The organism is Brevundimonas halotolerans (assembly GCF_003730275.1).
Classification (GTDB): domain Bacteria; phylum Pseudomonadota; class Alphaproteobacteria; order Caulobacterales; family Caulobacteraceae; genus Brevundimonas; species Brevundimonas halotolerans.
The window spans coordinates 115,495-141,348 of record NZ_QTTA01000010.1 but is presented as its reverse complement, the minus strand read 5'-3'; the positions used below and the strand labels follow the sequence as shown (position 1 = coordinate 141,348).

Sequence of the window (25,854 nt, the reverse complement as noted above, 5' to 3'; positions counted from 1 at the left end):
ATCAGGCGTAGCGGGCGGCAGCGGTCGCCTTCACCAGTGCGATCACGCGCCTTCCTGGGGCCAGTCCCAGCTGCTCGCTCGCTTGCCGGGTAACCAGAGCCTTCATCCTCAGCCCGCCTGCCTCAAGTCGAACGAGGACTCCATCGCTCCGGACCTCCAGCGCGGCGACCTCCATCGGAAGCCGGTTCTGGAAACTGGCGTCGACAGGATCGGTCAGGGCAAGAGCGACTTCCCGCGCGTCGACAACGACTCGCAAGCGATCGCCGGGGACCACATGGAGGAGCGGGGCGAGAAACGCGGTCCCCGCCAGGTCGACGCGGGTGGCGTCTCTTTCGGGATCGTGCGCTATGACCCGCCCGTCGAGAACGGACAAGGGCGCGGTGAGCCCGGCGGCGGCCTCGGCCTCCGGACGATCGAACGCGGCATCGGGAGGCTCGGCACCAACAGCTCGGCCGTCACTGACCAGAACCACGCGATCGGCCAGGCGGGCGACCTCTTCTACGGCATGGCTGACATAGAGGATGGGAGGCCCCTCTCGAGCCAGTCGATCCAGATAGGGCAGAATGTCGCCGCGCCGGGCGCCGTCCAATCCGGCCAGCGGCTCGTCGAGGATCAGCAGACGGGGACGGCTGAGCAGGGCCCGTCCGATCGCGACCCGCCGGGCCTCGCCGCCGGACAACGAACTCGGGCCGCGCTCGAGCAGACCTTCGAGACCCAACAAGGCCACCGCCTCATCAAGAGCAGGATCCGGATCGCCTGATCGACGGGGGCCGTAAAGCAGATTGTCCCGAACCGTCATGTGCGGAAATAGCCGCGCGTCCTGGAACACATAGCCGATGCGTCGTTTCCAGACCGGGACCGACTGACCGGTGTCGCTGTCAAGAAGGGCCTCCCCGTTCAGCATCACCCGGCCGCACGAGGGGCGGACAAGGCCGGCGACGACCTCGGCCACTGTCGTCTTGCCCGCGCCGGAGCGGCCAAAAAGACAGGTGATGCGGGCGTCGCTCGAGAAGCTGACCTCGAGCGCGAAGTCGCCACGGACGATATGGGCGGAAACGTCGAGCATCAGCCCATTCCTGCCAGGCGCCGCGTCGCGGCCCGCGCGCCCCACTCCGAGATCAACAGGGCGCCGATCGAAACCCCGACCGAGATGAAGACCAATCTCAGCGCGGCGGCCTCGCCGCCGGGAACCTGGATCAGGCTGTAGATGGCGAGCGGGAGGGTGCGCGTCTCTCCGGGTATGTTGGCCACGAAGGTGATGGTGGCCCCGAACTCGCCGAGCGCCTTGGCGAAGCCCAGCACCGCCCCGGCCGCTACGCCGGGTAGCGCGAGCGGCAGGGTAATGGTCAGGAAGCGGATCAAGGGTCTGGCTCCCAGGGTCTCGGCCGCGCGTTCAATCCGGGAATCAACCAGATCGAACGACAGCCGGATCGCCCGCACCATCAAGGGAAAGCCCATGACCGCCGCGGCCAGGGCCGCGCCCGTCCAGTCGAAGGCGAACACGATCCCCAATGGGTCCAGCAGACGCCCCAGCGGCCCGTTGCGGCCGAACAGCAGCAACAGGGCGTAGCCGGTGACGACCGGCGGCAGGATCAGGGGCAGATGGGTAAGGCCCGACAGCAGGGCCTTGCCGGGAAAGTCAGCCCGCGACAGCAGATAGGCCAGGGCGACGCCCGGCGGCAGGCTGAACACCGTCGCTGTGGCGGCGACCTTCAGCGACAGTCCGATAATCTGCTGTTCCTCGGGGCTGAGCGAGAACATCGGGGCGGCTCAGACAGGGACGGGCGCGAAGCCGAAGCGCCGAAAAACGGACTGTCCCTGAGTGCCGGCCAGGAAGCCCAGAAAGGCCCGCGCACCCTCGGGGTCGCCGGCTCCGTCCAGTGGCCGGACCGGCGCCGCAGAATAGACGATCGGCGCGTGGCTTCCCGTGGGGAAGGTCGCTACGACCCGGACCCGTGGCTCGACCCGGGCGTCGGTCGCATAGACCAGACCCAGCGGCGCCTCGCCGCGAGCGACCATGGCTAGCGCCGCCCGGACATCGTCGGCGGGGGCCCGCCGATCCTTGACCGCCGGCCACAGGTTCAGGTGAATGAGAGCCTCCTGCCCATAGCGGCCCGCCGGCACGGCGGTTTCGGCCATGGCCAGGCGCCCCTCCCCCAGCCGCGCGGCGATCGCAGCTGGGGCTGTCAGGTCCACCGGATCGTCTGAGGCGGCCACCGGCGCAATCAGCACCAACTGGTTGGACGCAAGGGATCGTCGGGCGGACGTCTCGATCAGGCCGCGTTGGTCCAGCCAGTCCATCCACGCCTCATCAGCCGCAATGAACAGATCCGCCGGTGCGCCCTGGGCGATCTGTCGGGCCAGTTGACCGCTTCCGGCATAGGTCACCCGCACGGTCTTGCCGAAGCGGCGGCGATAGTCGGCAACGACGGCGTCCAGCACCTCACGCAGACTGGCGGCAGCGAACAGGTCGATCAACGATGGGTCTACGCGGCGGGGCGAGCACGCGACCAGCGCCGTGGCTGCGAGAAGCAACAGCCCGGCTCGTCGGTCAATGCTTGCCCCCTCTTCCGCCATTGATGCGCCTCCTTCTGGGCCGACCGCTCCGGTCTGCCGACTCTGATTAGCATGGCCGGGTCTGTCGACATCCCCGGCGTGTATCGATCCCGATTGATCTTCATCAAGGCCGGGGCGGGCTCGCGTCATGGGGTATGACGGGGTGATCAGGTACAAATCTTCACGAGTTCGCTCCGAGCGGCCCGACCTAAAGCTCTACAGCGCCAAGGTTCGGCAGCCGGATCCGCAAGGATCGAGGGCGGCGGGAGAAATCCCTCCGCCTCCCGTGTTTGGAAAGGGGCTTCCATGGCGTTCGACGCCGGCAAAATCACTGACGGCTTTGGCCGCCGGTTCCACTACCTTCGCCTGTCGGTGACAGAGGTCTGCAATTTCAGCTGCACCTACTGTTTGCCGAACGGGTGGAAAAAGACCGGCCCCCTGTCGTTCCTGACGGTCGACGAGATTGGTCGTCTGGTCGCCGGGTTTTCCGATCTGGGACTCAGCAAGGTTCGCCTGACCGGAGGTGAACCCACTGTCCGTAAGGACTTCAACGCCATCATCCAGACCGTTGCGAGCGCGCCGGGTGTGGCCAAGGTTGCCATGACCACGAACGGCTGGAACCTGGCCCGTCATGCGACCGACTGGCGGGCCTCCGGTCTCAGCCATATCAACGTCAGCATCGATTCGATCGATCCTCAGACGTTCCATGAGATCACCGGCCACGACAAACTGAACCAGGTCCTGGCGGGCCTGGACCTGGCGTTGGCGGCGGGCTACTCGGCTGTGAAGGTCAACGCTGTCCTGTTGCGCGAGACGGCGGAAGCCGGGTTTGACGGCTGGGCGCGCTTCGTGCGTGATCGGCCCGTGGCCGTCCGGTTCATCGAGCTGATGAAGACGACGGACAACGACGCGTATTTCGCGCGCCATCACGTCAAGGCCCAGGGCCTGCGGGACTGGCTGGACCAGAATGGCTGGACCCCGTCGGAGCGCGCCTTTGACGCCGGGCCGGCGCTGGAATATCGCCACCCCGACCACACTGGCGCCATCGGCCTGATCGCGCCCTATGCGCCCGGCTTCTGCGACAGCTGCAACCGCCTTCGCGTCACGGCGCGGGGCAAGCTGCGCCTGTGCCTGTTCGGAGACGGCGGCGTCGACCTGCGCGATCTGCTGCAGGATGACGATGATCGAGAGGCGCTGACCCAGCGCATCATGTCCTCCCTGGGAGGCAAGTCCGCAGGCCACAACCTCGCATTGGGCCGCTCCGGCGACCTGAGGAATCTGGCCCAACTTGGGGGCTGATCAGCCCAGGACGGAGCCGCAGGTCCGTCCCGTCTGCGAGCTCCACCGCTCACGTTCAGCCTTGCCGATGTTCTCCGTCGGTGGCGGCATGTGATTGTCGATCAGCGGATGAGGCCGCGCCAGCCGCTCGAGGGCCTCGGGCCGGCCGATGCCGACTTCGGCGCCTTGCACAGAAACGCCGTAGCTGGACAGACTGGCGAAGGCGCGGGAAAGGTTCTCGGGAGACATGCCGAGCAGAGAAGCCAGCACCCGCTTCTCGTGGGGCAGGACGATGGGATCGCACATCCCTTGGCGCACCCTCTGGGTAATCAGATAGTTGGCCAGACGTTCGACACCGCCCCGGAGCTTCTGGTTCTTCACGGCCCGCACGAGGCCGCGGTAGCAACCCGAGAGTTCCTGGGCCACAGCAAAGCTGAAGTCGGCATCCTGCCTCATGGTGCGGCGAAGAGCCTCGCCGGACAGCATCAGGATCTCCGACCGCTCCAGGGTTCGCGCTGACATCAGGGCGTCGGCGTCAAGGACTACTGCGGCCAGAATAAAAGTCGAAACCGGTCGCAAGAGGGCGAGGGTCGTTTCCTTCTCCTTCCAGGAGCCCTGAAGTTCGACCGCCCCGTCAAGCAGCACATAGAGGAAGTCGACCCTGTCGCCCTCCATCAGCAAGGTGGTCCCGGCAGGGAAGCGCTGCAGGAATGCGCCGCCGGTCACGTCCCGGAAAACTTCCGGCGCGGCGCGTTCAAACAGAGGAAGGGCGCGGACGCGGTCAAGATCTGCGGGGCGCATCGTCATCGTGTTTTTCCTCAAGCGATTCGAGAGCGAGATTCTGAACTGGCCGGGTTCGCATGCTCCACCCCCATCTCCGACTAGTGGATGGCTTGACCAATATCAAGCAAGGAAGATAAGCGCGCTAACTCTGCGCCTTTACATTATCACGTTACTGTAATTATCCCTCATTCCAGTACGCATGTTCCAACTTCACCAAGCATAGGATTGATAAACGTCAAATAACGCATGCCAAGGGCGCGCTAGGTCTAATGGAACCTCAGCCGGCAAGCGGCGGCATTCCATGGAGCAGACGCAGGTGGCATCCACCTCTGAAACAGCAGCACCCGGCGCGGCGTCGGCCCTGTGGGTCAGCACCTTTGCCTTCACGGCCTGCTTCGCGGTGTGGACGATCTTTTCGATCATCGGCGTTCAGATCAAGGCCGACCTGGGCTTGACCGAGGCGCAGTTCGGCCTGCTGGTCGGAACCCCCATTCTGACCGGATCGCTGGCGCGCGTGTTTCTCGGCGTCTGGACCGAACAATTCGGCGGGCGGAGGGTCAGCCTGATCGTCATGGCTCTGGCGGCGGCGGCGACTTTCCTTCTCTCCTACGCTGAAACCTACCCCCAGTTCCTGATCGCTGCCCTCGGCGTCGGCATGGCAGGCGGGGCCTTTGCAGTCGGCGTCGCCTATGTCTCGAAATTCTTCCCGGCCGGTCGGCAGGGCACGGCCCTGGGTATCTTCGGCGCGGGCAATGTCGGCGCGGCGGTAACCAAATTCGCGGCCCCCTTCGTCATGCTGGCGCTGGGCTGGGAAGCCGTGGCCCAGGTCTGGGCCGGGGCCCTGCTCCTCATCGCTCTCGCGGCCTTTTTTCTGACCCGCGACGAGCCCCAGCTGATCGAGCGCCGGCGGACGGGCCAGAAGCCTGTGGCGGCCTGGATGCAGCTTGAGCCGCTGAAAGACCTTCGGGTTTGGCGGTTTGCGCTCTACTATTTCTTCGTCTTCGGCGGGTTCGTCGCGCTCGCCCTGTGGCTGCCGCATTATCTGACCGGAGCCTATGGTGTGGGCATCGGCGTTGCCGGCATGCTGGCCGCGGCCTATTCGATCCCCGGCTCGCTGTTCCGGGTGTTCGGGGGCTGGCTGTCCGACCGGATCGGCGCCCGCAAGGTCATGTACCTGACCTTTCTCATCAGCGTCGTTTGCGCTTTCATTCTCGCCTATCCGGCGACGACCTACGTAGTCGACGGCATCGACGGGCCGATCCGTTTCCGCCTGGCGATGAGCCTACCGGTCTTCACCGCTGTGGTTTTCGTGCTCGGCTTCGCCATGAGCCTCGGCAAGGCAGCCGTCTACAAACACATCCCCGTCTACTATCCCGACCACGTCGGCTCGGTCGGCGGTCTGGTCGGGATGATCGGCGGCCTTGGCGGCTTCATCCTGCCCATAGTCTTTGGCGTACTGAACGACCTGACCGGCGTCTGGACCAGTTGCTTCATGCTGCTGTTCCTGCTGGTCCTCACCGCCCTCGTCTGGATGCATTTCGCCGTCCGCCGGATGGAGCGTCAGCGCTCCCCGATGCTGGCGACCCTGCCCGAATTCCCCGAGCTGGCCGGCGTCGGTCCCGACCGAACCGCCGCCGCCTCATCCACCCGTCCGAACTAGAGAAAGGCGCGGATGTCTCGCTCCATCCTTACTGACTGGCGTCCCGAAGACCCAGAATTCTGGTCCACGACCGGCAAGGCGATCGCCCGCCGTAATCTCTGGATTTCGGTGCCCAACCTCCTCCTGGCCTTCTCGGTGTCGATGGTCTGGTCCATGGTGGTGGCCAAGCTCGGTCTGATCGGATTCCAGTTCACCACCGATCAGCTGTTCTGGCTGACTGCCCTTCCGGCCCTCTCGGGTGCGACACTCCGCATTTTCTACAGCTTCATGGTGCCGATTTTCGGCGGCCGTCGATGGACGGCTCTGTCGACCCTGTCCTTGGTCGTTCCGGCGCTGGGCATCGGTCTCGCGGTCCAGAACCCCGACACGCCCTACTGGGTGTTCGTCACCCTGGCCCTGCTTTGCGGACTGGGCGGTGGAAACTTTGCATCATCGATGTCGAACATGGCCTTCTTCTTCCCCAAGGCGGAAAAGGGCAATGCGCTCGCCATCAACGCCGGGTTCGGCAACCTCGGCGTCAGCGTCATGCAGTTCCTCGTGCCGGTGGTCATCACACTTGGCCTGTTCGCGCCCGTCGTCGGAGCGCCCCAGATCGCCGTCGACAAGGGCGTCGAGAGCCAGATGTGGCTTCAGAACGCCGGCTTCGTCTGGATTCCCTTCCTTCTGGCATCTGCCGCCGCTGCCTGGTTCGGCATGAACGACCTCAGCTCGGCCAAGGCTTCTTTCGCGGCGCAGTCCGTGATCTTCAAGCGCAAGCACAACTGGCTGATGTGCTGGCTTTATGTTGGCACCTTCGGTTCCTTCATCGGCTTCTCGGCCGCCTTCCCCCTGCTGACCAAGACCCTGTTTCCGGAAGTGAACGCGCTGCAGTTCGCCTTCCTCGGACCGCTGGTCGGGGCGGCCTCGCGCGCCCTCACCGGATGGGTGTCTGACCGCTGGGGCGGAGAAAATGTCACCCAGATCGTCTTCGGCGCCCTGATGGTCGGCGTACTGGCTGTGCTCTACAGTGTGGGCGGCTTCGGCGCTGAACCGTCGTTCATCCTGTTCTTCGCCGCCTTCCTCTGGCTGTTCTTCTGGACCGGGGTGGGCAATGCCTCGACCTTCCAGATGATCCCCGCAATCGTCCGGATCGACATGCTGCGGCTAATGCCGATGGCCACGGCCGCACTGCGTCTCAAGGCGTCCGAGATGGAGGCGGCCGCCATCATCGGCTTCTCCTCGGCCGTCGGCGCCTATGGCGGCTTCTTCATCCCCATGGCCTTCGGTGACTCCATGCGCGCCACCGGCGGGCCCGAGACCGCCCTGTACGCCTTCCTCGCCTTCTACCTGAGCTGCGCGATCGTGAACTGGGTCTTCTACGCCCGGAAACGCTCGATTCTGCATTCCCCCCCGACAACCAACGAACCGGCGGCCTGACCATGAGCCATACCCTCGACCGTCTCGCCTTTTTTACGCGCAAGACCGAACTGTTCTCAGACCGCCACGGCGTCATGAACGACGAAGACCGGAGCTGGGAGGAGGCCTATCGGAGCCGCTGGCGCCACGACAAGATCGTGCGTTCGACCCACGGCGTGAACTGCACGGGGTCATGCTCCTGGAAGATCTACGTCAAGGGCGGGATCGTCACCTGGGAAACCCAGCAGACGGACTATCCGCGGACCCGACCCGGCCTGCCCAACCATGAGCCGCGGGGCTGCGCGCGTGGCGCCAGCTACAGCTGGTACCTCTATTCGGCCAACCGGGTGAAATATCCGCTGGTGCGGTCACGGCTGCTGCGCGTGTGGCGCAAGGCACGCGAGACCATGGAACCGGTCGCGGCCTGGGCCTCGATCCAGAACGATCCGGCGGCGCGCAAATCCTACACCAGCATGCGCGGCGCAGGCGGCTTCGTGCGGGCCGACTGGGAAGAAATCACCGAGATCATCGCCGCAGCCAACGCCCATACGGTCAAACGTTGGGGCCCGGACCGCGTGTTCGGCTTCTCGCCCATCCCGGCCATGTCGATGATCTCCTATGCTGCCGGCGCCCGCTACCTGCAGCTTCTGGGCGGAGTCACCGGCTCCTTCTATGACTGGTACTGCGACCTGCCCCCCGCCTCGCCGCAGACCTGGGGCGAGCAGACCGATGTGGCCGAGAGCGCCGACTGGTACAATTCCAGCTTCATGCTGCTGTGGGGCTCGAACGTTCCGCAGACCCGCACCCCGGACGCTCACTTCTACACCGAGGCCCGCTACCGCGGCGCCAAGTCGGTGGTCATCTGCCCCGACTATTCCGAGGCCTCGAAATTCTCGGACCTGTGGTTGCCCGTCAAACAGGGCACCGACGCGGCCCTCGCCATGGCCTTCGGGCACGTCATTCTCAAGGAATATCACGTCGACAGACAGGTGCCGTACTTCCGCGACTACCTGCGCCAGTACAGCGACCTGCCGATGCTGGTCCGCCTGGTGCCCCAGGACGGCGGCTATGTTCCGGAACGGCTGGTGCGCGCCTCGGACTTCGTCGGCGATCTTGAACAGGCCAACAATCCCGACTGGAAAACGGTCGCGATCGACGAGGCCACCGGCGAGATCGTCGTGCCCAACGGCTCGATCGGCTTCCGCTGGGGCGAGGACGGCCGCTGGAACCTAGAGGAACGCGACGCCAAAGGGCGCGAGACCACGCTGAAGCTTGGCCTAAAGGACGCGCATGACGAGGTCGCCGGCGTCCGATTCCCCTATTTCGCCAACACCGCCAGCAACGGCTTCGCATCCACCGACCACCCCGATGTCCTGACCCGCAATGTTCCGGTCAGACGCGTCAAGCTGAAGGACGGTGAGGCGCTTGTCGCCTGCGTCTACGACCTGTTCCTCTCCAACTACGGCGTGGATCAAGGGTTCGGCGGCGATTGCATGCCGGAGTCGTTCGACGACCTGCAGCCGTACTCCCCGGCCTGGGCCGAGGCCATTACCTCGGTCCCGCGCGACCAGATCATCGCCACCGCCCGCGGCTTTGCCACCAATGCCGAGAAGACCAACGGCAAGTCGATGGTGATCATCGGCGCGGCGATGAACCACTGGTTCCACATGGACATGAATTACCGCGGCGTCATCAACATGCTGGTGATGTGCGGCTGCGTGGGCCAATCCGGCGGCGGCTGGGCCCACTATGTCGGCCAGGAGAAGCTGAGGCCGCAGACGGGCTGGGCGCCCCTGGCCTTTGCCACCGACTGGGTCCGTCCGCCGCGCCAGCAGAACTCCACCTCCTTCTTCTACGCCCACTCCGACCAGTGGCGCTACGAGACCGTGGGCATCGACGAACTGCTGTCGCCGACCGCGCCCGATGGGCCGTGGAAGGCGTCAATGATCGATTTCAACGTCAGGGCGGAACGGATGGGCTGGCTGCCATCCACCCCGGCGCTGAAGACCAACTCCCTCGACATCGCCAAGGCCGCTGAAAGGGCCGGCGTCGACCCGAAGGCCTACACCGTGGACCGGCTGAAGGACCGCTCGATCCAGTTGTCCTGCATGGACCCCGATGATCCGGCCAACTGGCCGCGCAACATGTTCATCTGGCGCTCGAACCTGCTGGGCTCCTCCGGCAAGGGCCACGAATATTTCCTCAAACACCTGCTCGGTGCCTCCCACGGCGTCCAGGGCAAGGATCTGGGTGAGGCCGGTCAGGTGAAGCCTGTCGACGTGGTCTGGCATGACGAGGCACCGGAGGGAAAACTCGACCTGCTGGTGACCCTCGACTTCCGCATGTCGACGACCGCCGTCTACTCCGACATCGTTCTGCCGACGGCCACATGGTATGAGAAGAACGACCTCAACACCTCTGACATGCACCCATTCATTCACCCGCTGTCCGAGGCTGTGGATCCGGCGTGGGAGTCGAAGTCCGACTGGGAAATCTTCAAGGCGATCGCGAAGAAATTCTCCGCCGTCGCGCCCGAAGTGCTGGGGGTTGAGAAGGATGTCGTCCTGACGCCGATCCAGCACGACAGTCCGGGCGAGATGGCCCAGCCCATCGAGGTCAAGGACTGGTATCTGGACGAGTGCGAAGCGATCCCGGGCAAGACCATGCCTCAGATCACCATCGTTGAGCGCGACTATCCCAACCTCTACAAGCAGTTCACGGCGCTGGGCCCCCTCCTTGCCAATGTCGGCAATGGCGGCAAGGGCCTGGGCTGGAACACCGGCCATGAGGTGGATGAACTGCGCGCCCTGAACGGCGCCGTGCTCGACCAGGGCCTGACGGAAGGCATGCCCCGGATCGAGAGCTCGATCGACGCCTGCGAGACCATCCTCATGCTAGCGCCGGAGACCAATGGCGAGGTCGCAGTCAAGGCCTGGGCAGCCCTCGAGAAGCAAACCGGGCGAGAGCACACCCATCTGGCCCTGCCCAAGGAGGACGAGAAGATCCGCTTCCGCGATCTTCTCGCCCAGCCTCGCAAGATCATCTCATCGCCCATCTGGTCGGGCATTGAGAGCGAGACAGTGTGCTACAACGCCGGTTACACCAATGTGCATGAGCTGATCCCCTGGCGGACGCTCACCGGCCGGCAGCAACTTTATCAGGATCACCTGTGGATGCGGGCCTTTGGCGAGGCGCTGTGCGTCTACAAGCCGCCGATCGACCTAAAAACCACCCACGTGAAGGGTCTCAAGCCCAACGGCGAGACCGAGATCGTCCTCAACTTCATCACCCCGCACCAGAAGTGGGGCATCCACTCCACCTATTCCGACAATCTGCTGATGCTGACGCTCAACCGCGGCGGCCCGGTGGTGTGGATATCGGAGACGGACGCCCGCAAGGCCGGAATCGTCGACAACGACTGGATCGAGGTCTTCAACGCCAACGGGGCCCTGACAGCCCGGGCCGTGGTCTCCCAGCGGATCCGTGAAGGCACCACCTTCATGTACCACGCCCAGGAGAAGATCGTGAACACGCCGGGATCGCAGATCACCGGCCGGCGCGGCGGCATCCACAACTCGGTGACCCGCACCGTGCTCAAGCCGACCCACATGATCGGCGGTTACGCCCAGCTGTCCTACGGCTTCAACTACTACGGCACCGTGGGATCCAACCGGGACGAGTTCATCGTCCTGCGCAAAATGACGAAGGTCGACTGGCTGGATGAGCCGCTCGAGTCCAAGGAGTTTGGCCAATGAAAGTCCGCGCACAGATCGGCATGGTGCTGAACCTCGACAAATGCATCGGCTGTCACACCTGTTCGGTGACCTGCAAGAACGTCTGGACCAGCCGCAAGGGCGTGGAATACGCCTGGTTCAACAACGTCGAGACCAAGCCGGGCATCGGCTATCCCAAGGAGTGGGAGAACCAGAAGAAGTGGAACGGCGGCTGGCGGCGCAAGGCCAACGGCAAGATCGAGCCGCGCATGGGCGCCAAATGGCGCATCCTGGCCAAGATCTTCGCCAACCCCGACCTGCCCGAGATCGACGACTACTACGAGCCGTTCGACTTCGACTACGGGCATCTCCAGACAGCGCCGGAGATGAAGCACTTCCCCACCGCCCGGCCGCGATCGCAGATCACCGGCAAGCGGATGGAGAAGATCGAATGGGGGCCGAACTGGGAGGAAATCCTCGGCGGCGAATTCGCCAAGCGATCCCAGGACGCCAATTTCGAAGGCATCCAGAACGAGATCTACGGCCAGTTCGAAAACACCTTCATGATGTATCTGCCGAGGCTGTGCGAGCACTGCCTCAACCCGACCTGCGTGGCGGCCTGCCCGTCCGGCGCCATCTACAAGCGCGAGGAGGACGGCATCGTCCTCATCGACCAGGACAAGTGCCGGGGCTGGCGGATGTGTGTGTCGGCCTGCCCGTACAAGAAGATCTATTACAACTGGGACTCGGGCAAATCCGAGAAATGCACCTTCTGCTTCCCGCGCATCGAAGTGGGCCAACCGACCGTCTGTTCCGAGACCTGCGTGGGTCGCATCCGCTATCTCGGCGTGCTGCTCTACGACGCAGACCGGATCGAGGCGGCTGCCTCGACGCCGGACGAGAAGGATCTCTACCAGGCCCAGCTCGACATCTTCCTTGACCCTCACGATCCGGCCGTCATCGCCCAGGCCCGCGCCGACGGCGTGCCCGAAGCCTGGCTGGAGGGGGCACGTCGCAGTCCGGTGTACAAGATGGCGATCGACTGGAAGGTCGCCTTCCCGCTGCACCCCGAATACCGGACCCTGCCGATGGTCTGGTACGTTCCGCCGCTGTCGCCGATCCAGAACGCCGCCGCCGTCGGCGCCCTCGAAATGGACGGAGAGATGCCGGACGTCGACTCGCTCCGTATTCCCGTCAGATATCTCGCCAACCTTTTGACCGCAGGGGTCGAGGAGCCCGTGACGCTCGGGCTGCGGCGAATGCTGGCGATGCGGGCCTATATGCGCGCCAGAACGGTCGATGGCCGCATCGATCACGGACTGGCGGACACCGTAGGTCTCACCGCAGCCCAGATCGACGACATGTACCGGATCATGGCCATCGCCGATTACGAGGATCGATTCGTGATCCCCTCCACTCACCGGGAGACGGTTGAGGACGCCTACGATCTGCGAGGGAACTGCGGCTTCACCTTTGGCAATGGTTGTTCCGGCGGACGCACCGAATTGGGCTTGTTCGGCCCTGACAAACGCTCTCGCGCCAAACCGACAGCAGAGGTGGCCTGACCATGGCTTTGACCTATCGCGCACTTGCGCTTCTTCTCAGCTATCCGACTGCGGACATCCAGGCGTCCGCGTCGTCAATCATGGCGACCATCCGCTCGGAGGGCATGATCCCCGCGCCGATCGTCGGAGCTCTGGAGAAGCTGGCCCGCAAGCTGGAACACGAGGACCTCTTCGACCTCCAGGAGGGCTTTGTTCATCTGTTCGACCGGACCCGATCCCTGTCGCTCAACCTGTACGAACACATTCACGGCGAAAGCCGGGACCGCGGACAGGCGATGGCAGCCCTCGTCGAGCTCTACCGCTCTTACGGGCTGGAACTGACGGCCAACGAGCTGCCGGATCATCTGCCGGTATTCCTGGATTTCCTGTCCACCCTGCCCAACGACGAGGCGGCCTCACTGCTGGGCGAAGGGGCGCATGTCCTCGCCGCCCTGACCGAGCGGCTCCACAAGCGTGAGAGCCCCTACCGGGCCGTGTTCGGCGCGCTTACAGCCATGACCGGAGCCGTGCCGGACTCGGATGCTGTCGCTGCCCTGATGCAGGAGCCGGACGACGACCCCGACGACCTGGAGGCGCTCGACAAGGCCTGGGAAGAGACCGCCGTCACGTTCGGCCCCTCCGACGAAGGGTGTCCGAAGGCCGACTCCATGCTGTCCGCCATGAATGCTGCCCCTGCCCCCGACAAAAGCCGCCGCGCCGGCGCGGCTGCCTGAGGATCGAGACTATGGACCTGAATTTCATCGCCTTCGGCGTCTACCCCTACATAGCCCTTGCGGTCCTGGTGATCGGATCGGTCCTGCGCTTCGACCGCGAGCAGTACACATGGCGCACGGGCTCATCCCAACTTCTCCGGCGCAAGCAGCTCGTTCTGGGTTCCATCCTCTTTCACGTGGGCATCCTTGCCATTTTCGCCGGGCATTTCGTGGGCCTGCTGACGCCGATCGCCGTGTGGGACTTTCTGGGGGTCAGCCACGGCTTCAAACAGATGCTGGCGATCGTCGCCGGCGGCCTCGCCGGGGCCTTCTGCCTCGTGGGAGGTCTTCTGCTGCTTCACCGACGCCTCTTTGACGCCCGGATACGCCAGACGTCCAGCTTCGGCGACACCGCGATCCTGGCGATCCTGCTGACCCAGCTCTGCATCGGGCTCGCCACCATTCCTCTCTCCCTCGGCCACCGCGATGGCCACGAGATGATCAAATTCATGTCCTGGGCCCAGGGGATCTTCACCCTCAACCCCCAGAGCGCCAGCTTCGTCGCTGACGTTCACTGGATCTTCAAGGCGCACCTGACCCTCGGCTTGACCATCCTGCTGATCTTTCCGTTCACACGGCTGGTTCACATGCTCTCCGCACCGGTCTGGTACCTGAACCGCCGCGGCTGGCAGCTTGTTCGCAGCAAGCGTCAGATGCCAGTCTCTCGTCGCTCCGGGGATCTGCCGCGATGAGCGCCGTCATGGTCATCGATGGGGTTGCACTCCCGGAACGTCTGGTCGCCGAAGAGGCCCAGAACCATCCCGCCGCGACCCCCGAAGCTGCACGAATGGCGGCCGCACATGCCCTCGCCATCAAGGCCTTGCTGCTGGACCGGGCCGACCAGCTCGGTCTGACGCCGCGGCCGGAGATAGACGAGGACGGCCGCGAGGAAACGTCGGAAGAAGCCCTGGTCAGGGCTGTACTTGAGGCGGAAATCGAGGTGGAGCGCCCCGGCGAGGCCGAATGCCGGAGGGTCTACGACAGCTCACCAGAGCGGTTCCGCACGCCGCCGCTGACCCAGGCGTCCCACATCCTGTTCGCGCCCAAGGACCAGACTGAAGCCGCGTGGACGGCGGCGCGCAGCTCGGCCGAGGCCGCCATCACAAAGCTGGCAGCTGATCCGCACAGCTTTTCCGAGATGGCCAAGGCCCTTTCGGACTGCCCGTCCAAGGGCGTCGGCGGCTCCTTGGGGCAGCTCTCGCCGGGCGATCTCGCCGTCGAGGTCGAGGCCGGGCTCGGCCAGCTACAGGACGGGGAAACCGCCTCCGAGCCGGTACGATCCCGTTTCGGTTGGCATGTGCTACGCCTTGAGCGCCGGATCGAAGGCCGCCGGCTGCCTTTCGAACATGTCCTGCCTCGCATCGCCCTGCATCTGGAGAGCCGGGCCTGGACCGCGGCTGCGGCCCGCTACGTCTCCGGCCTGGCGGCCGAGGCCCGCGATTGCGGCGTCGCTCTAAGCGTCACGGAAGACGGCAGGCTTGCGGCCGGCGCCCTGTCCCTGGGTGACCTGCTACGCGACCAGTCTGCCGTGGCTGCCCGTCTGGAAGTCTGGCTCGACGAAGCTGAACCTGCCTTGGCCGCGCAGGCCCGGCAGACCGCTGCTGCGGCGGGCGTCAGTCTGGCCGAGTTCGTCCAGAACGAAATTGCCGGCTTCATCCAGAGCGCCGACGACCAGGGCTGGACGCGCCTGATTTCGGCAGCCCAAGGCTCGGACGACCCGGCTCTGGCCTGCGTCAGGGCGATCCTGAAATCGAAACTGGTCGCGCCGACGAAGACCTTCACCCTGATCCGGAGACACTGACATGTCGTCCTTTCGCCGCGCTGCCTTGCTGGCCCTATTGGTGGGCGCGGCCTCATCCCCGGCCTATGCACAGTCTTCGGCCTTGCCCCCGGTCGCCGCCCCGTCACCGGCGGGTGGGTTCCTGTTCGAAAGTCGCCTGCGTTACGAAGGCGTTCGGCAGGACGGATTCGATGACGCCACGGCAGCCACCCTGCGCGCCCGCCTCGGCTGGGAGAGCCCGAAGCGGTCCGGCTTCCGCTTTCTGATGGAGGGGGAGGCCGTTGTCGCCCTGGTTGCTGACTACAATGACACTATCCACGGCCCCTCGACCTATCCTGTGGTGGCCGACCCCGAAGCGTTCGAGCTGAACCGGCTGCAGGTGACCTGGACCGGCCTGCCGGACACCGAAGTGGTGCTCGGGCGACAGCGCATTGTGCTGGGAAATGCTCGCTTCGTGGGCAATGTTGGCTTCCGCCAGAACGAACAGACCTTTGACGCGATCAAGGTGACGACCCGGGCATTTGAGCCGCTCACTGTCACCTGGGCCTGGGTCGATCGGGTTCACAGGGTCTTCGGCGACGACAGCCCCGTGGGCGAATGGCGCTCGGACAGTCACCTGATCAATGTCGAGACCGCGAGCCCGGCAGGCAAGGTAACGGCCTATGGCTATCTGCTGGATTTCGACAACGCTCCGGCCCAGTCCTCGGCGACGTGGGGTGCGCGACTGGAGGGAAGTCGTCCCCTCTCGTCCGGCTGGTCGGCTCTATACGCCGTGGAATACGCCCGGCAATCGGAGTACGGAGCCAATCCGGCCCGGTTCGACCTTGACTATGTCCTGGTCTCGGCGGGACTGAAGCGCGGTCCCGTCACAGGGACATTGGCGCTCGAGCACCTGGACGGCAACGGAAGCCAGGCATTCCAGACCCCATTGGCGACCCTGCATGCCTTCCAGGGTTGGGCTGACGTGTTCCTGACGACGCCGAGGGACGGTTTGCGCGACGTCTCTGCCACGGTCAGCTACGCAGTCGCCCATCCGCCCATCGGGCGCAGCGGCGTCCTGACGGCCGCGTGGCGGGAGTTGCATGAAGTTGAAGGCTCCGCTCGCTACGGCAGCGAACTGGATCTGTCCGCCCGGTTGGTGCTCGACGACCACTGGGCGGTCGAGTTCAAGGGTGCGCATTTCGACGGCGCCCTGGCCGCGTTCCCGGACCGCGACAAGGTCTGGGTCGCATTCGATTACCGGTTCTAGGTGGATGCGGCGGCACGGAGCGCATGATCGATGAACCAGGTCCCCCTGATAGAGCCGCTGCCTCCGGAGTTGGTGCATGAGCCGCTGAACTGGCTGTTCGCCGAGCACTACCGCCACCGGCAGCTGTGCCATTTGATCGAGCGGGTGGGCACCGCGACCGTCCTGCTGACCGACGAAGCTCACGAGATCCTCACCTTCTTGCGCCACGACATGCCGCTGCACGTCATCGACGAGGAGGATGACCTGTTTCCGCTCCTGCGTCGGCGGTGCCAAGCCGCCGATGAACTGGACTCCGTCCTCGGCGCGCTGTCAGCCCAGCACCATGATGACCTGAACAGGGCCCGCGCCCTCATAGACTCGCTCGAGCGTGCCTTGGCCGATGGTCGTGCGCCCGGTCAGGATCGCGAAAGCCGACGCGTTTTCACGGACTTCGCCCTGCATGAGCGCCGCCATATCGCTCTTGAGAACGCCGTCGTCCTTCCGATCGCCCGTCTTCGTCTGACTGCCGCGGATCTGAGGTCGCTGAGTATCCGGCTGGCCGCGCGCCGCGGCCTCCTGCTGGATCCCCAAGGCGAGGAAGCGACGTCGTGATCGAGGCCCTGCTGCGCAACAATCTGGACTGGGCGGCCACCCGGACCCGGCTCGATCCGGAATATTTTCGCCGGCTCTCGGAACAACAGGCGCCGGACTATCTGTGGATCGGCTGTTCTGACAGCCGGGTTCCCGCCAACGAAATCGTCGGCCTTCAACCCGGCGAACTGTTCGTCCATCGCAATGTCGCCAATCTCGCGCCCGCTCAGGACATGAACCTGCTGGCGGTGCTCCAGTTCGCGCTCGAGACGCTGAAGGTGCGGCATATCATTGTCTGCGGCCACTATGGTTGCGGTGGCGTTCGTGCCGTGCTGGACGGTCGCCGCCACGGGATTCTCGATCACTGGATGCAGCGCGTCCAGCGTCTGTGTGAAGACCACGATGCCGATCTCGACGCCATCCGCGATCCTGAAACCCGGGTCAACTTCATCTGCGAAAAGAACGTCCTGGCACAGGTTCGATCCCTCTCCCGCAATCCCTTCGTTGTCGACGCCTGGCGTCGGGGTCAGTCGTTGTCGATTCACGGCTGGATCTATTCCATTCGCGACGGCCTGGTACGAGACCTTGAGACGACGGTCTGTGACGCGGACGCCGCCGCGCGTCTGGCCACACCGCTCCCGTCTCCCCGACGGGGCTCCAGTAGCCGCACGGCCTCACGCCCGCGAGTCCCCCGGCGCCCCGAGGCACGCTGAATGGGTACGGTCGTTGCAATCCTTGCGGGCGGAGCTGGCCGGCGGATCGGGGGAGACAAGCCACGTCGGCTCCTGGCTGGAGCCCGCCTGCTGGATCACGCCCTCACCCGCGTGAACGACACGGCCGCGCCCTGCATCATGGTCGCGCGCAGCCCCCAGCAGGTTGAAGGGTTCGCAGGAACCGTGGTGCTCGACGAACCCGGGATCGATGGACCGCTGGCCGGCCTGCTTTCGGCCTTGAACTGGGCCGCGGAGGCCGGAGCCGACCGGGTCCTGACGCTGCCCTGTGACATGCCCTTCCTGCCAGCCGATCTGCTTGCCCGACTTGAGCAGGCTCTTGCGCCGGATGTCGACGTCGCCCTCGCCGCCAGTGACGGACGACTGCATCCCATCTGCGCCCTGTGGCGCACAGCCGTTGTGCCCACACTGGTGCAGCGGGCGGGCGCGGGGCAGCTGTCCCTCCGCGGACTGGCGGAAGCCGTCGGTTGCGTCGCTGTGGACTGGCCCGTCGAGGAGGGAGATCCTTTCATCAACATCAACACGGCTGAGGACCTCGCCGCAGCCGAGGCGGCGCTGAGATGACGGCGCTGGCCGAACCCCTGCTGGCTCATGCGTCGCGCAGCCTGCCGCGCTACACGAGCTATCCCACCGCCCTTGCCTTCCGGCCGGCGTCCGACGACACCCTGATGCGAGGGTGGCTGGACGCCATCCAGCCAACCGACGCCCTCTCCGTCTACGTCCATATTCCGTTCTGCGAACGGCTTTGCTGGTACTGCGGCTGCCACACCAGCGTTCCCAACGGCTACGACCGCATCGCCGCCTTTCTGGACCCCCTCGCGCGCGAGCTGGACCTGTGGGTCGATGCTCTGCCAGCGCACGCCGGTGCCGCCCATATCCACTTCGGCGGCGGCAGTCCCAACTCGCTTTCCCGCGACGATTTTTCTCGCCTGCTTGGCTCCATTTCCCAGAAGCTCACCCTGCGGCCTCACGCCGAGGTGGCAGTTGAACTCGACCCCGGACATCTCGACCCGGACTTCGCCCGCGGTTTGGGCGCTGCGGGCGTTACCCGGGCCAGTCTGGGCGTCCAGACTTTTGACCCCACGGTCCAGCGGCTGGTCAACCGTGTCCAGCCTTTCGAGCGGGTCGAGGCGGCCGTCGCCGACATTCGTGGCGGTGGCGTGGAAGCCATCAATTTCGACATGATGTACGGCCTCCCGGGCCAGACCCCGGACAATGTCGCGGCCAGTCTGACTGCCGCTCTCTCATTGGCTCCGGACCGGGTTGCCCTGTTCGGATATGCTCATGTCCCGTGGATGAAAAAGCACCAGGCCATGATCCGCGAGGACGATCTGGCCGATGTCGCCGGACGGTGGAGTCAGGCTGAAGCTGCCGAGGCCGTGCTCCTCGACCATCGCTACGTCCGGATCGGTATGGACCATTTCGCCCGCCCCGACGACCCGATGGCGGCGCAGCTGGCCAATGGCGGCCTGCGCCGCAATTTCCAGGGCTATACCGACGACCCGGCCGACGTTCTGATCGGTCTCGGTCCTTCAGCGATCAGCGCCTTCCCGCAAGGCTTTTGCCAAAATGCATCGCGCGTGGATCACTGGGCGTCGGCCATTGATCGCGGCGAACTCCCCGTCCTCCGCCAGCTGGCAACGACGGCAGAGGACCGGCTGCGGGCAGCCGTCATCGAAAGGCTGATGTGCCATCTCGAAGTGGACCTCGGATCCGTATGTGTGGAGCACGGACGTGCAGAGGGCGCCCTCGACGAGGGCCTGGACCTGGCCCGTGCCCTCGAAGCGGATGGACTTTGTACTGTTTCCGGTCGACAGATCCAGGTTTCGGGAAAAGCGTCGCGGCTGGTTCGGGTGGTCGCAGCCTGCTTTGATGACCAGTCACCATCACCATCGAGGAGACATAGTCTGGCCATCTAGGTGTTCAGTCCCGCTGTGTGATGGACTCTCACTCAAACCGAGGGATCAGGAAGGGGGCAGGTCACCTTCAGGGGCCGGCCCCGTGTCGGTCGTCAGGCAAAATTATGGGATCACGACTTGGCTTTGCCCAGCCCCCAAACCCACACATGAGCCCTCACATATGAGCGGTTCAGCCAGGCACAGATAAATACACCCAAGGACAATTTTTTTTATAACACCATGTAATTCATGGCATTGCGGTACACCAACGGACCGTTATGAACAGGGAGGTTGATTATTCGACATTCTGAACCTGTTCACGCAACTGATCGATCGTGGCCTTCAACGCCAGACCGACGCGAGTCAACTCCACCGTGGCCGATTTGGAGCACATGGTGTTGGCCTCGCGCATGAACTCCTGCATCAGAAAGTCCAGCTTCCGTCCGGCCGGGGGCTGGCCCAACAGCTGACGACCACTGTCCAGATGGGCCCGCAGCCGGTCCAGCTCCTCGCGCACATCGGCGCGCGCGGCCAGCGCCGCCGCCTCCACGACAATCTTGTCCTCAAGGCCGGGCGTGTCCGGCGCCAGCTCCGCCATGCGCCGGGTGAACCGCTCCCGCACCGCCTCGGTCTGGGCTGCGGCCTCGGTCTCGGCCTGATCGACGCCCGCCGTGATCTGGTCGAGGAAGCCCTCGATCAACGCGGCCAGCTGACGGCCCTCGTCGTGGCGCGCCTCCACCAGCGTCATCAGCGCCTCATCGATACTGGCGCCGATGGCGGTCTCCAGCGCGGACTTCTGCTCCTCGCTATCGGCCTCCTCCGGCCGGTCCAGCACGCCGCGCAGGACCAGCAGGCCATCGGCGCGCGGACGCTCGGCCCCCCGCTCGACCAACTCCAGAGACAGGGCCAGATAGCGGTCCAGCAGCGCCTGATCGACGGCGATCTCGCTGGCCGGATTGGCCTCGCGCCGCGCCTGCACCCCGACCGTCACCTGTCCCCGGTTCATCAGGGCCTGGGCCCGCGCCTTGGTCAGACGCTCGAGTCCGTCCAGCCCGGGCGGGCCCCGGAACCGGACCTCCAGCCCTCGCCCGTTGACCGAGCGCGCCTCGACCGTCCAGACCCAACCGCCCAGCGCCCCATCCGCCCGGCCAAAGCCGGTCATGCCGGACAGTGTGCCGGTCATTCGGGTGTTGCCCCACGCGGCAGTATGGTGATCTCGGCGCCGGTCTCGGGGGCCAGCTCGTCCTGCAGCGGCACCTCGACAGGCGGTAGACCCTGCTGCTGGCGCTCGATGGCCCGCCAGCGCGCGACATTCTGCTGGTGCTCGGCATAGGTCGAGGCAAAGGCGTGCCCGCCCGTCCCGTCCGCCACAAAGAACAGCGCATCTGATCGCGGCGGGTTCAGCACAGCGGCAATCGCCTCCCGCCCGGGATTGGCAATCGGCGTCGGCGGCAGGCCGTCGATCTGATAGGTGTTCCACCGGGTCTGCCGATCCAGCTCCGAGCGGCGGATCCCCCGGCCCAGCGGTCGCCCCTGGGTGATGCCATAGATGATGGTCGGATCGCTCTCCAGCCGCATGCCCAGCCGGATCCGGTTCGAGAACACCGACGCCACCATGGGCCGTTCCTCGGCCACGGCGGTTTCCTTTTCGACGATGGAGGCCAGGATCACGGCCTCGTCCGGACTGCTGACCACCGTGTTGGGGCTGCGCTGGACCCACAGCTCGGCCAGGTTCCGGTCGTGGGCACGCTGCATGCGGGCGATGACCGAGGCCCGGCTTTCACCCCGCGTGACCTCATAGGTATCGGGCCACAGGGTGCCCTCCTCCGGGATTTCGATCTCGCCGGTCAGAATGTCCTCGGCCATCAGGATGTCGAAGGCCTGGGCCGACGACCAACCCTCAGGCAGGGTCACGTAATGGCGCACCACCCGCCCATCGACCAGCAGGCTGATGACCGAGCGTAGCGACGCCCCCGACGGCACCTCATACTCGCCCGCGCGCAGCTTGCGGTCCGATCCGGTCAGGGTCACGGCCGCCTTGAACATGTCGGTCGAGCGGATCACCCCGGCCTGCTTCAGCGACGCCCCGATGGCCGACACCCCCGCCCCGCTGGGCAGCACGACGATGGTCGTATCCCCCTGACGCGCCTCGGGCCCGGGCGCGTAGAAGACGCTCCAGCCCCAGACCAGCGCCCCGATCAGGAACAGGCTGAAGGTCGCGGACGCCGCCAGCAGGGCCGCCCCCAGCGGACGTTTCGAGTCGGACGGAGCACCCTTGCCCGCCACTCTAGTCGACCTTCTTCAGGATCAGGCTGGCATTGGTGCCGCCAAAGCCAAAGCTGTTCGACATGGCCACATCGATCTTCATCGGCTTAGCCGTGTGCGGGACCAGATCGATGGCGGTTTCCCGCTCGGGATTGTCCAGATTGATGGTCGGCGGCGCAATCTGGTCGCGGATGGCCAGCACGGTGAACACCGCTTCAATGGCCCCGGCCGCGCCCAGCAGGTGGCCGGTCATCGACTTGGTCGAGGACATGGCGACCGTCGAGGCCGCATTTCCCACCAGCCGCTCGACCGCGCCCAGCTCGATCCAGTCGGCCATGGTCGAGGTGCCGTGCGCGTTCACATAGTCGATGTCGCCTGGCTGTATCCCGGCCCGCTTCACCGCCGCCGCCATGGCGCGATAGGCCCCGTCGCCGTCCTCGGACGGCGCCGTGATGTGATAGGCATCGCCGCTCATGCCGTAGCCGACCACCTCGGCATAGATTTTCGCGCCGCGCGCCTTGGCGTGCTCATACTCTTCCAGCACCACGACCCCGGCGCCCTCGCCCATGACAAAGCCCGCGTGGTCCTTGTCATACGGACGGCTGGCCTTCTCCGGCGTGTCGTTGAAGTCGGTGCACAGCGCCTTGCAGGCCAGGAAACCCGCAATGCCGATCGGCACGATCGAGCTTTCCGCCCCGCCCGCCACCATCACATCGGCATCGTCCAGCGCAATCATCCGCGCTGCGTCACCAATGGCGTGCACGCCCGAGGCACAGGCCGTGACCACGGCGTGATTCGGACCTTTCAGCCCATGCCGGATCGAGATCTGTCCCGACGCCAGATTGATCAGCGACGACGGGATAAAGAACGGGCTGACCCGGCGCGGCCCCTTTTCCTGCAGCTCCAGCGAAGTCTCGGCAATCGGGCCCAGCCCGCCGATGCCCGACCCCATCACCACGCCGGTGCGCTCGCGGTCGTGGTCGCTCTCGGGCGTCCAGCCGGCATCGGCCAAGGCCTCATCCGCGGCGGCAATGCCGTACAGGATGAAGTTGTCGACGCGCTTGCGCTCCTTGGGCGACATGATGCTGTCGGGATCGAAGACGCCGGGGTCACCCGGCTTGCCGCCGCCGCGACCGTCGATACTCGGCAATTCACCGGCGATGGTGCAGCCCCAGCCCTCGGTATCAAAGGCGGTGATCGGGCGAATGCCGGACCGACCCGCCAGAATACCCGTCCAGTTATGCTCGACGCCCGTCCCCAGAGGGGTCAGAAGGCCCAGTCCCGTCACCACGACACGACGCATCTTGGCGGCTCCTTATCGATTCAGCTTTGGCCACAAACACTAATGGCCGCCGGGCGGGCCCGCTAGGGGCACACCGCGGCGGCCATCGGGCCGGTTTCAGCCGGGCATCAGCCCGCCAGTTTCTCGTCGATGAACTTCACCGCATCGCCGACCGTCTGGATGTGCTCGGCGGCATCATCCGGGATCTCGATGTCGAATTCTTCCTCGAAGGCCATGACCAGCTCGACGTTGTCGAGCGAGTCGGCGCCCAGGTCGTCAATGAAGCTGGCCTTTTCAGTGACCTTGTCGGGATCAGCGTCCAGGTGGTCGATGACGATCTTGCGGACGCGTTCCAGAGTATCGGACATGGGTGTCTCTGCCTTGATAAGCCGCAGGGTGCGGCAGTTGTCTTACATGCCTGCCGTATGACGGCGAAGTCGCCGGCGCAAGCCTGAACCAGACTCGCCGCCGCCGTGTGCCCCTGCCCTTTAGCACAGTCGCTCGCAGGGGGAAGGGGCGGTTACGGGGTTTGATGCCGAACCTGTGGGCTCAGATCATCGCCATCCCGCCGTTCACATGCAGGGTCTGGCCGGTGACATAGGCCCCCTCGTCCGAGGCCAGATAGACGGCGGCGGCGGCGATTTCGTCGCCCGTGCCCAGCCGCCCGGCGGGAATGTTCTTGAGGATGGTCTCGCGCTGCTGGTCGTTCAGCACATCGGTCATCGGGCTGGCGATAAAGCCCGGTGCGATACAGTTGACCGTGATCCCGCGCGAGCCGACCTCCTGCGCCAGCGACTTGGAAAAGCCGATCATGCCGGCTTTGGACGCGGCATAGTTGGTCTGGCCCGGATTGCCGGTCACCCCGACCACCGAGGTCACCCCGATGATCCGGCCCGAGCGGCGCTTCATCATGCCCTTCATGGCCGCGCGCGACAGGCGGAAATAGCTCTCCAGATTGACCTTGATGACGTCGGAAAAGTCCTCGTCCTTCATCCGCATCAGCAGGCCGTCCCTGGTGATGCCCGCATTGGCGACCAGGATATCAAGCGGGCTACCTGCGGCCTCCTCGGCCCGCGCCACCAGCCCGTCAACACTCTCCGCATCGGACAGATTGGCGGCGGCGGCAAAGGCGCGCTCGCCCAGCTCCTTGGCCAGATCCTGCAGCACGCCCTCGCGCGTGCCCGACAGCACCACGGTCGCGCCCTGGGCATGCAGCGCCCGGGCAATGGCCCCGCCAATGCCGCCCGTGGCGCCGGTCACGAGGGCGGTTTTTCCTGAAAGGTTGAACATCAATATCTCTCCAAGTGGCGAGTGATTAGTGGCGTGTGGCGAGGGAACAAGGCGGCGTTGCAAAAAGGCTCGCCACTCGTCACTCGCCACTCGTCACTGACTTCGCGAACGCGTCCAGATCCTCGGGGGCGTTCAGCGCCAGGCTTTCGGCGTCGGGGGCGATGCGTTTGGCCATGCCGGTCAGCACCTTGCCCGAGCCGATCTCGGCAAAGCGGGTCACGCCACCCTCAGTGGCCATCCACTCCATCGACTCACGCCAGCGCACCCGGCCGGTGACCTGTTCGACCAGCAGGCGGCGGATCGCTTCGGGGTCGGTCTCGGGGCGCGCGGTAACATTGGCGACCACCGGCACGACCGGGGCGACGATCTTGGCATCGGCCAAGGCGTCGGCCATCTCATCGGCGGCCGACTGCATCAGCGGACAGTGGAACGGCGCCGACACGTTCAGCGGGATAGCGCGCGCGCCCAGTTCCTTGGCCTTTTCGATGGCGCGATCGACCGCGGCCTTGTCGCCCGAAATCACGATATTGCCGGCATTGTTGTCATTGGCGACGACGCAGACGCCGACCTCAGACCCCGCGGCCGCAGCCGCCTCGGCCAGCGCCAGATCCGTCTTCGGCCCGATCAGCGAGGCCATGGCCCCCTTGCCGACCGGCACGGCGCGCTGCATCGCCTGACCGCGCAGCTTCAACAGGCGAGCCGTGTCCGCCAGGCTGATCGCGCCTGCCGCGCACAGGGCCGAATATTCACCCAGCGAATGGCCCGCGACATAGCCTGCCTTCGACATATCGATCCCGAACTCGACCTTCAGCACCCGGGCGACCGCCACCGACACCGCCATCAGCGCCGGCTGGGCATTTTCGGTCAGGGTCAGCTGGTCCTCGGGCCCCTCTCGCATCAGCATCGACAGGCGTTGGCCCAGCGCCTCATCGACCTCGTCGAACACCTCTCTCGCGCTGGCAAAGGCCCCGGCCAGACTGCCGCCCATGCCGACGGCCTGGCTGCCCTGTCCGGGAAAAAGGAAGGCGAGGGTCATGTCAAAAACGTCCGTCGTTTCGTTGATTCTGCGGGCCGCAGGGGTAGGCCA

At 65.4% G+C, this 25,854-nt stretch carries 23 protein-coding genes and 1 riboswitch; of the genes, 13 read left to right on the top strand and 10 right to left on the bottom strand.

Features of this window, described 5'->3' with window-relative positions; translation table 11 throughout:
* Position 1 precedes the first annotated feature (1 nt).
* The 3 genes from modC to modA are packed head-to-tail and all read right to left on the bottom strand — an operon-like array spanning position 2 to position 2,478.
* Positions 2 to 1,066, bottom strand: a complete 1,065-nt coding sequence (gene modC / locus EG854_RS04010; protein ID WP_123286437.1) for a molybdenum ABC transporter ATP-binding protein — start codon at positions 1,064 to 1,066, stop codon at positions 2 to 4.
* Entirely contained in the window at positions 1,066 to 1,761 is a 696-nt protein-coding gene (modB, locus tag EG854_RS04005) for a molybdate ABC transporter permease subunit (protein WP_123286436.1), read from the bottom strand. The genes modC and modB overlap by 1 nt, the downstream gene beginning before the upstream one ends.
* 9 nt (positions 1,762 to 1,770) lie before the next feature.
* Complete coding sequence (gene modA / locus EG854_RS04000; RefSeq protein ID WP_206423372.1) at positions 1,771 to 2,478, bottom strand: molybdate ABC transporter substrate-binding protein; 708 nt, start codon at positions 2,476 to 2,478, stop codon at positions 1,771 to 1,773.
* A 258-nt stretch (positions 2,479 to 2,736) separates the two neighbouring features.
* A riboswitch (molybdenum cofactor riboswitch) is annotated at positions 2,737 to 2,871 on the top strand.
* Between modA and moaA the strand changes: the two genes are divergently transcribed.
* Entirely contained in the window at positions 2,863 to 3,855 is a 993-nt protein-coding gene (moaA, locus tag EG854_RS03995) for a GTP 3',8-cyclase MoaA (protein WP_123286434.1), read from the top strand. Its footprint overlaps the riboswitch before it by 9 nt.
* Here moaA and ftrB read toward each other — a convergent pair whose 3' ends face one another.
* A complete protein-coding gene (gene ftrB, locus EG854_RS03990) occupies positions 3,856 to 4,641 on the bottom strand; it encodes a transcriptional activator FtrB (RefSeq protein WP_123286433.1) in 786 nt (261 codons plus the stop codon).
* A 292-nt stretch (positions 4,642 to 4,933) separates the two neighbouring features.
* On the opposite strand from ftrB, the gene EG854_RS13220 reads away from it, so the two are divergent.
* Genes EG854_RS13220 through hemN form a run of 12 tightly spaced genes read left to right on the top strand, consistent with a single transcriptional unit; the run spans position 4,934 to position 19,951 of the window.
* A complete protein-coding gene (locus EG854_RS13220) occupies positions 4,934 to 6,277 on the top strand; it encodes an MFS transporter (protein ID WP_241153121.1) in 1,344 nt (447 codons plus the stop codon).
* A 12-nt stretch (positions 6,278 to 6,289) separates the two neighbouring features.
* Positions 6,290 to 7,693, top strand: coding sequence for an MFS transporter (locus EG854_RS13215; RefSeq protein WP_123286431.1), 1,404 nt, complete (start codon positions 6,290 to 6,292; stop codon positions 7,691 to 7,693).
* A gap of 2 nt (positions 7,694 to 7,695) precedes the next feature.
* Positions 7,696 to 11,427, top strand: a complete 3,732-nt coding sequence (locus EG854_RS03975) for a nitrate reductase subunit alpha (protein WP_123286430.1) — start codon at positions 7,696 to 7,698, stop codon at positions 11,425 to 11,427.
* The gene (gene narH, locus EG854_RS03970; RefSeq protein ID WP_123286429.1) at positions 11,424 to 12,950 is read left to right on the top strand and encodes a nitrate reductase subunit beta; all 1,527 of its coding nucleotides are present in this window, start codon (positions 11,424 to 11,426) and stop codon (positions 12,948 to 12,950) included. The genes EG854_RS03975 and narH overlap by 4 nt, the downstream gene beginning before the upstream one ends.
* A gap of 2 nt (positions 12,951 to 12,952) precedes the next feature.
* Positions 12,953 to 13,663 (top strand): nitrate reductase molybdenum cofactor assembly chaperone, encoded by a 711-nt coding sequence (gene narJ / locus EG854_RS03965; RefSeq protein ID WP_123286428.1) that lies wholly within the window; start codon positions 12,953 to 12,955, stop codon positions 13,661 to 13,663.
* Positions 13,664 to 13,674: 11 nt separating this feature from the next.
* The gene (gene narI / locus EG854_RS03960; protein WP_123286427.1) at positions 13,675 to 14,394 is read left to right on the top strand and encodes a respiratory nitrate reductase subunit gamma; all 720 of its coding nucleotides are present in this window, start codon (positions 13,675 to 13,677) and stop codon (positions 14,392 to 14,394) included.
* Positions 14,391 to 15,503: a peptidylprolyl isomerase gene (locus EG854_RS03955; RefSeq protein WP_123286426.1), complete on the top strand. Its 1,113-nt coding sequence runs from the start codon at positions 14,391 to 14,393 to the stop codon at positions 15,501 to 15,503. The genes narI and EG854_RS03955 overlap by 4 nt, the downstream gene beginning before the upstream one ends.
* 1 nt (position 15,504) lies before the next feature.
* A complete protein-coding gene (locus EG854_RS03950; RefSeq protein ID WP_123286425.1) occupies positions 15,505 to 16,731 on the top strand; it encodes a hypothetical protein in 1,227 nt (408 codons plus the stop codon).
* Between the two features lie 30 nt (positions 16,732 to 16,761).
* Complete coding sequence (locus EG854_RS03945) at positions 16,762 to 17,322, top strand: hemerythrin domain-containing protein (protein WP_123286424.1); 561 nt, start codon at positions 16,762 to 16,764, stop codon at positions 17,320 to 17,322.
* Positions 17,319 to 18,014, top strand: a complete 696-nt coding sequence (locus EG854_RS03940; RefSeq protein ID WP_123286423.1) for a carbonic anhydrase — start codon at positions 17,319 to 17,321, stop codon at positions 18,012 to 18,014. The genes EG854_RS03945 and EG854_RS03940 overlap by 4 nt, the downstream gene beginning before the upstream one ends.
* Positions 18,015 to 18,596 (top strand): molybdenum cofactor guanylyltransferase, encoded by a 582-nt coding sequence (mobA, locus tag EG854_RS03935; protein ID WP_123286422.1) that lies wholly within the window; start codon positions 18,015 to 18,017, stop codon positions 18,594 to 18,596.
* A complete protein-coding gene (gene hemN / locus EG854_RS03930) occupies positions 18,593 to 19,951 on the top strand; it encodes an oxygen-independent coproporphyrinogen III oxidase (protein ID WP_123286421.1) in 1,359 nt (452 codons plus the stop codon). Before mobA ends, hemN begins: the two co-directional genes overlap by 4 nt.
* A 274-nt stretch (positions 19,952 to 20,225) precedes the next feature.
* On the opposite strand, the gene EG854_RS03925 is transcribed toward hemN, so the two are convergent.
* The 6 genes from EG854_RS03925 to fabD all read right to left on the bottom strand — a co-directional run bounded on the left by EG854_RS03925 (position 20,226) and on the right by fabD (position 25,803).
* Positions 20,226 to 21,113 carry a YicC/YloC family endoribonuclease gene (locus EG854_RS03925; RefSeq protein ID WP_123286420.1) on the bottom strand — a complete coding sequence of 296 codons (888 nt, stop codon included), beginning with the start codon at positions 21,111 to 21,113 and terminating at the stop codon, positions 20,226 to 20,228.
* Positions 21,110 to 22,216, bottom strand: a complete 1,107-nt coding sequence (mltG, locus tag EG854_RS03920) for an endolytic transglycosylase MltG (RefSeq protein ID WP_123286419.1) — start codon at positions 22,214 to 22,216, stop codon at positions 21,110 to 21,112. Before mltG ends, EG854_RS03925 begins: the two co-directional genes overlap by 4 nt.
* A gap of 1 nt (position 22,217) precedes the next feature.
* On the bottom strand, positions 22,218 to 23,498 hold the full coding sequence (gene fabF, locus EG854_RS03915; RefSeq protein WP_123286418.1) for a beta-ketoacyl-ACP synthase II: 1,281 nt from the start codon (positions 23,496 to 23,498) through the stop codon (positions 22,218 to 22,220).
* 107 nt (positions 23,499 to 23,605) lie between these two features.
* On the bottom strand, positions 23,606 to 23,845 hold the full coding sequence (locus EG854_RS03910; RefSeq protein ID WP_092312098.1) for an acyl carrier protein: 240 nt from the start codon (positions 23,843 to 23,845) through the stop codon (positions 23,606 to 23,608).
* Positions 23,846 to 24,026: 181 nt separating this feature from the next.
* Entirely contained in the window at positions 24,027 to 24,767 is a 741-nt protein-coding gene (fabG, locus tag EG854_RS03905; protein ID WP_123286417.1) for a 3-oxoacyl-[acyl-carrier-protein] reductase, read from the bottom strand.
* Positions 24,768 to 24,846: 79 nt separating this feature from the next.
* Positions 24,847 to 25,803, bottom strand: a complete 957-nt coding sequence (fabD, locus tag EG854_RS03900) for an ACP S-malonyltransferase (RefSeq protein ID WP_123286416.1) — start codon at positions 25,801 to 25,803, stop codon at positions 24,847 to 24,849.
* Positions 25,804 to 25,854 lie beyond the last annotated feature (51 nt).